The organism is Dietzia sp. B44 (assembly GCF_014145245.1).
GTDB lineage: Bacteria > Actinomycetota > Actinomycetes > Mycobacteriales > Mycobacteriaceae > Dietzia > Dietzia natronolimnaea.
Map to the genome: position 1 here is coordinate 1 of NZ_JAALEF010000172.1, position 5,400 is coordinate 5,400.

Annotated in this window: 7 protein-coding genes and 1 pseudogene; 5 read left to right on the top strand and 3 right to left on the bottom strand. The window is 68.9% G+C overall.

The window, feature by feature from the left end:
* On the bottom strand, positions 1 to 232 hold a 232-nt coding region (locus tag G6017_RS06670; RefSeq protein ID WP_182616578.1), incomplete at its 3' end, for an RNA polymerase sigma factor.
* A gap of 225 nt (positions 233 to 457) precedes the next feature.
* Between G6017_RS06670 and G6017_RS06675 the strand changes: the two genes are divergently transcribed.
* Together G6017_RS06675 and G6017_RS06680 are read left to right on the top strand one after the other, a co-directional pair.
* Positions 458 to 1,204, top strand: coding sequence for an SAM-dependent methyltransferase (locus G6017_RS06675; RefSeq protein ID WP_182616579.1), 747 nt, complete (start codon positions 458 to 460; stop codon positions 1,202 to 1,204).
* A 148-nt stretch (positions 1,205 to 1,352) separates the two neighbouring features.
* The gene (locus tag G6017_RS06680) at positions 1,353 to 2,123 is read left to right on the top strand and encodes an SDR family oxidoreductase (RefSeq protein ID WP_182616581.1); all 771 of its coding nucleotides are present in this window, start codon (positions 1,353 to 1,355) and stop codon (positions 2,121 to 2,123) included.
* On the opposite strand, the gene G6017_RS06685 is transcribed toward G6017_RS06680, so the two are convergent.
* Together G6017_RS06685 and G6017_RS06690 are read right to left on the bottom strand one after the other, a co-directional pair.
* The gene (locus G6017_RS06685) at positions 2,027 to 2,734 is read right to left on the bottom strand and encodes an ABC transporter permease (protein ID WP_182616583.1); all 708 of its coding nucleotides are present in this window, start codon (positions 2,732 to 2,734) and stop codon (positions 2,027 to 2,029) included. The genes G6017_RS06680 and G6017_RS06685 overlap by 97 nt on opposite strands.
* Entirely contained in the window at positions 2,731 to 3,657 is a 927-nt protein-coding gene (locus G6017_RS06690; protein WP_182616585.1) for an ABC transporter ATP-binding protein, read from the bottom strand. Before G6017_RS06690 ends, G6017_RS06685 begins: the two co-directional genes overlap by 4 nt.
* Positions 3,658 to 3,734: 77 nt before the next feature.
* Between G6017_RS06690 and G6017_RS06695 the strand changes: the two genes are divergently transcribed.
* The 3 genes and pseudogenes from G6017_RS06695 to G6017_RS06705 form a co-directional block, all read left to right on the top strand.
* Complete coding sequence (locus G6017_RS06695) at positions 3,735 to 4,394, top strand: TetR/AcrR family transcriptional regulator (protein WP_182616587.1); 660 nt, start codon at positions 3,735 to 3,737, stop codon at positions 4,392 to 4,394.
* Positions 4,395 to 4,435: 41 nt separating this feature from the next.
* Positions 4,436 to 4,915, top strand: a complete 480-nt coding sequence (locus G6017_RS06700; RefSeq protein WP_182616589.1) for a hypothetical protein — start codon at positions 4,436 to 4,438, stop codon at positions 4,913 to 4,915.
* A 177-nt stretch (positions 4,916 to 5,092) separates the two neighbouring features.
* A pseudogene (locus tag G6017_RS06705) lies at positions 5,093 to 5,400 on the top strand (esterase/lipase family protein); the annotation flags it as partial.

The window sequence follows — 5,400 nt, forward strand, 5'->3', positions numbered from 1 at the left end:
CGGCCGACCGCGACGATCGGCGCACCACGTCCACCGCGCGACGGTGGGCGACCCTGACCAGCCACGCCTCCACGTTGGTCTCCTCCGGCAGGTCCGGCCAGGCCCGCAGCGCGGACAGGAACGTCTCGGACCAGGCGTCGTCGGCGTCGGGGCCGGCCCCCAGGACCGCACGGCACACGCGCAGGACGGTCGGCCCGTGCCGGACCACCGCACCGTCGAAGGCTGCCCTCATGTGTCAGATCCTCCCCTCGTCCCATCCGCCTCGTTCACACGACCCGGCCACCCACCTCGCCAACCGGCTCCAGCGGGTAGTCGCCCGCCGCCGCGGAAACGTGAGGTCCGTCCGGTGGGAGTCGAGATCGAGGGCCTTCACGCGACCACGACGTCCGCGGCCGGTGCTATCGTCGGACCACCGTCGCCGCTGGTGAGTGGCGGTCCACGGAGGTGAATCGCGGTCATGGACCTTCCCCGCATCTTCAGCATCCGCGAGAGCAGCCATCGGATCCACAATCCACTGACCGAGGACAAGCTCGCCGCCCTCGGGGAAGCCCTCCGACTCGCCCCGGGAACACGCGCGCTCGACCTGGCCAGCGGCTCGGGCGAGATGTTGAGCACCTGGGCGCGTGATCACGGGATCACGGGCACCGGGGTGGACATCAGCACCGTCTTCACCGAGGCAGCCCGCGCCCGCGCCGCCGAACTCGGCGTCGCCGACCGTGTCGAGTTCATCCACGGTGACGCCGCCGGCCATGTCGCGGACGAGCCGGTTGATCTGGCCGCATGTGTCGGCGCCACCTGGATCGGCGGCGGTGTCGCCGGGACGATCGAATTGCTCGATCGCAGCCTGCGTCCCGGAGGCGTGATGCTGATCGGCGAGCCGTACTGGCGGCGGACCCCGCCGGACGAGGAGACGGCCGTCGCCTGCCAGGCCACCGCCATCGCCGACTTCCAGGAGCTCCCAGACCTGATGGGGACGTTTCACGATCTCGGGTACGACATCGTCGAGATGATGCTCGCCGACCAGGACAGCTGGGACCGGTACACAGCGGCCCAATGGCTCAACCTGCGCCTCTGGCTCGACCGGAACCCCGACGACGACCTGGCCCCGGAGGTGCGTGAGGAACTCGCCACCGCGCCCGCCCGCTACACGCGGTTCACGCGTGAGTACCTCGGATGGGGCGTGTTCGCCCTCATGAAGCGCTGACACTCATCCCCACGCGGTGATCGCGAGCCGCGTCTCCTCGGGTCGACACTGATACAGCTTTCCCTTTCCCGTTCAATGCTCGGTACAGTCGGCTATCGGATATCTCCGAGCGGCACGCCGCATCGGACTTGCGTGTGGAGGACAGGGAATGGCATCGATCTTCATCTCGGGCGGGGCGGCTGGGATCGGACTGGCAACGGCGGAGCGATTCGGCCGCGAGGGATGGACTGTCGGGGTGTATGACGTCGACAAGGACGCCCTGGCCGCGGTGCAGTCGAGGCATCCCGACTGGATCACGGGGGAACTCGACGTCCGCGACATGCAGCAGTGGGAGAGGGCGCTGGAGGAGTTCACCTCACACACCGGAGGGACGCTCGACGTCCTGGACAACAATGCGGGTGTTCTCGTCGCCGGCGACCTGTCGGAGATCTCGGCTGACGCGGTCAAGGCCCAGATCGACATCGATGTGCTGGGCGTGACGCTCGGCGCCAAGGCCGCGTTCCCGTACCTCAAGGCCACGCCGGGATCGCACCTGGTCAACATCGCGTCCGCGTCGGCGATCTACGGTCAGCCCGGGATCGCCACGTACAGCGCTGCCAAGTTCTACGTCGCCGGGCTGACCGAGGCGTTGGAGCTCGAGTGGGCACCGCACGGCGTGCGCGTGGTGGGGATCTGGCCGCTGTGGGCCAAGACCGCTCTCGCGGACCCCAAGGCCAAGACGACCAGGACTCTCGGCATCAAGATCACTCCCGAGCAGGTCGCGGACAAGGTCTGGCAGTCCGTCCACCCGACGACCCTTGACCGCCGCCTTCATCGCACGTCCTACAGCGTCGGTGAGCAGACGACCGTGCTCGCGAACATCTCCAAGTTCTCGCCCAACTTCGCGACGCGCCTGGTCAACAAGGTCCTGGCCCAGTAGGTCCCGGCGATCTCGCCGAGGATGCCGGGCATGCCCGGTGCCAGAGCCGGCACGAGGAGGGCGACGGTGACGATGATCGCCAGCGCACCGGTCGAACTGCGGGTGAGGGTGCCGAAAGCCAGGCCCAGGATGGCGGTCAGGACGAGATAGGCCACGGCGCACAGGACAGCGCGGATGGTGTCGGGGGCGGTCAGACCCGCGGTCGGCAGCCCGGCGGCGGCGAGTGCCGCCTGGCTGGCGCCGAAGCTGCACGCCACGGTGACCACAGCGGTGGCGAGGGCGACCAGGGTGGCGACGGCGATCTTGGCCGTCAGGAAGACTCCGCGCCGGGGGGCGATGGTGAGGCTGGTGACGATCTGCCCGGTGGCGTACTCGCTGGTGATGGCCTGTGCGCCCAAGGTTGCGATGAGGATCTGGCCGACGAGGATTCCCTTGAGGCTGTTGCCGGTGGGGTCGAAGTCGGCGGGGAGGTCCGCCTGCCAGTCGGCCATGAGCCCGCCGATGCCGAGGAGGCTGACCACGACGGTGACCACCACGGTGGCGAGCGCGATCAGCCAGGTGCTGCGGACGCTGCGGGTCTTGATCCACTCGGCGGCGAGGAGGTTCATCATCGGGCTGCCTCGTGCTCGGTGGCGGTCATGGTCAGGAAGGCGTCCTCGAGGGAGTCGCGGACAAGAGTGAGCTCGGAGAGCTCTATCCCCGACACGTTGGCGACGTGGCCGACACGATCGGTGGTCGTGCCTACGACGGAGAGCGCATCGGCGCAGCCCGGGTCCGGGACTGCGCGGAGCCCCTCGCGGGAAAGCGCATCATCCAGCCCGTCCCGGTTCGGTGTGCGCGCGCGGACGTACTCGCTCGTGTGGTCGGCGATGAACGCCGACAACGGCTGGTCGGCGAGGAGTCTTCCGTGGTGGATCACGACGAGGTGGTCTGCGGTCAGTTCCATCTCGCCCATCAGGTGGCTGGAGAACAACACCGTGCGCCCCTCTGCCGCGAGATCGCGCATGAGGGACCGGGCCCACCGGATGCCCTCGGGATCGAGGCCGTTGAGGGGTTCGTCGAAGATGAGGATGCCGGGGTCGCCGATCAGCGCCGTGGCTATCCCGAGGCGCTGCTTCATCCCGAGCGAGTAGTCGCCCGCGGGGCGGTGCCCCTTGTCTGCCAGACCGACGAGTTCCAGAACCTCGGCGACCCGACGTCGCGGAACGCCACCGGCGCGCGCGACCGCGGCGAGGTGATCCGTGGCGGAACGACGCGGGTGGACGGTGTCGGCCGCGAGCATCGCACCCACCACGTGCATGGGCTGAGGTAGGTCCGACAGCGGGTGACCGCCGATGGTCGCCGCGCCGCTGGTCGGCCTGTCGAGGCCGAGGAACATCCGCAGGGTCGTGGATTTGCCGGCGCCGTTCGGTCCGAGGAAGCCGGTGACGATTCCGGCGGTGACCTGGAACGAGAGGCGGTCCACGGCGGTGACGTCGCCGTAGCGCTTGACGAGCGCGTGGGCCTCGAGGGAGGCCGGAGGGGCGGTCTGCATATTTTTACACTACACCGTGTGGTGTAGATCTACACTCCTCAGTGTAGACTCGGCCCCAGTCTCAGGAGGGCACGACCATGGGTGAAGCGACACCGAAGCCGGTGCGACGAGGACAAGAGCACAAGCGCGCGGCGATCCTGCTCGCTGCGCGTGACCTGTTCGTGCAGTCCGGAGTCGAGCGCACCAGCATGGATGCGATCGCTGAGCGGGCAGCAGTGTCCAAGCGCACCGTCTACGACTACTACGGCGACAAGCGACGACTATTGCTCGGCGTCATCGAGGACGCAGGTGAAACGGCACTGGGGACGCTACGAGCGCTCATCGACACACACCTGTCCGATCGGCTCAGCCCCGAGGAGGTCGCCGACCTCGAACACGCCGTGACCGGCTTCGCGATCGACCTCGGACGCTCCCAACTCATCTCGTCCCATTACGCCGCCGCGGTGACACTCATCGCCGAGAACGAGACGCTCCTGCCCGAACTCGACGACCACCCCCTGGGCGACGCCCACACGCGGGCCCTCGCCGAACGTCTCGCACATTTCGCCGACCTCGGTCTGCTCGACGCGGATGACCCCGAACTGGCTGCCGAACACTTCCATGCCCTCACCACCCTCCGGGTGCTCAACGAGCCGCTCCGCCGACGTGCGGACGCCGAGCGCGTTCAGCGGATCATGACCGACGGCGCGCACGCGTTCATGCGCGCCTACGCGGCCCGGAGAGACAATCGCCGGTGACCGCGCCCCGACCCGACACGGGCCGCGATGCCCTCACGCGGATGCATCGGGCTTCGGCGCTGAAGGAGCGCATCTACGTCGCCTTCACGACTCTCGCCGTCATCATCGCCCTCCGCGCCCACGACCACCATCCGACCGCGGGCCTCGCCCTCGGCACGCTCGCCATCACGGTCACGGCGACCATCTGCGCGGTCTACGTCGCGGGCCTGCTCAGTCACATGGTGATCCACGAGCAACTCCCCACTTCCGGCGAACACAGGCGCATGATGGTCGACACCTTCGGCGCGGGAATCGTTGCCGTCCCTCCCGTGATCTGCCTCATCCCCGCCCATTTCGGCCTCTACGACACCGCGACCGGCCTCGTCGCCGCCATGCTGGTCACGACCTGCACACTCGCCGCGGTCGGTATCCTCGCCGTCCGCAGACTCTCCGTCCCACGGGGTCAACGACTCGCCATCCTCACCGCCCACTGCCTCCTCGCGCTGGCGGTCATCGCACTCGAACTGCTGTCTCACCGGTAGATTCCGGGGGCGAGCCGACAGCAGGTGCCGGAACGTGTCAGCTCGGGTTGCCGTCGCCGCCGTGACGGCGGCGTATGCAGTAGTCGTCCCGCGTGACGAGAACGCGAGGTCCGTGCGGTACCCGATCCCGCTCGGCACTCGCATACTTGTGAGACCTCACACTCTTTGGGAGTCACCATGCTCGGTTCCCGCACCCCACGCCGCCTGCGTTCCCGACTTGCCGGCGCCCTCGTCGCCGGCGCGCTGGCCGTGCCCCTCGCCGCAGTGGTCACGACCACCGCCGCCGCGCCCACACTCGTCCCGCAGGCCACCGCCGGGCCGGTGGAGGACGCACTGACGGACCTCGTCGGGGACCTGGATCCCACCGGTGAGCTCGGGCCGTACGTGACCGAGGCGCTCAACGGCATCAACGGGCCCCTCGGCGCCCCCGGCCCGCCCGCTGTGGTGGACACCCCGGTCACCTGTCGACCGACCCCGTCCCACCC

Excerpts from the sequence above, each read along its gene's own strand:
- G6017_RS06675 (WP_182616579.1), top strand. The coding sequence starts at position 458 with ATGGACCTTCCCCGCATCTTCAGCATCCGCGAGAGCAGCCATCGGATC.
- G6017_RS06680 (WP_182616581.1), top strand. The coding sequence starts at position 1,353 with ATGGCATCGATCTTCATCTCGGGCGGGGCGGCTGGGATCGGACTGGCA.
- G6017_RS06685 (WP_182616583.1), bottom strand. The coding sequence starts at position 2,734 with ATGATGAACCTCCTCGCCGCCGAGTGGATCAAGACCCGCAGCGTCCGC.
- G6017_RS06690 (WP_182616585.1), bottom strand. The coding sequence starts at position 3,657 with ATGCAGACCGCCCCTCCGGCCTCCCTCGAGGCCCACGCGCTCGTCAAG.
- G6017_RS06695 (WP_182616587.1), top strand. The coding sequence starts at position 3,735 with ATGGGTGAAGCGACACCGAAGCCGGTGCGACGAGGACAAGAGCACAAG.
- G6017_RS06700 (WP_182616589.1), top strand. The coding sequence starts at position 4,436 with ATGCATCGGGCTTCGGCGCTGAAGGAGCGCATCTACGTCGCCTTCACG.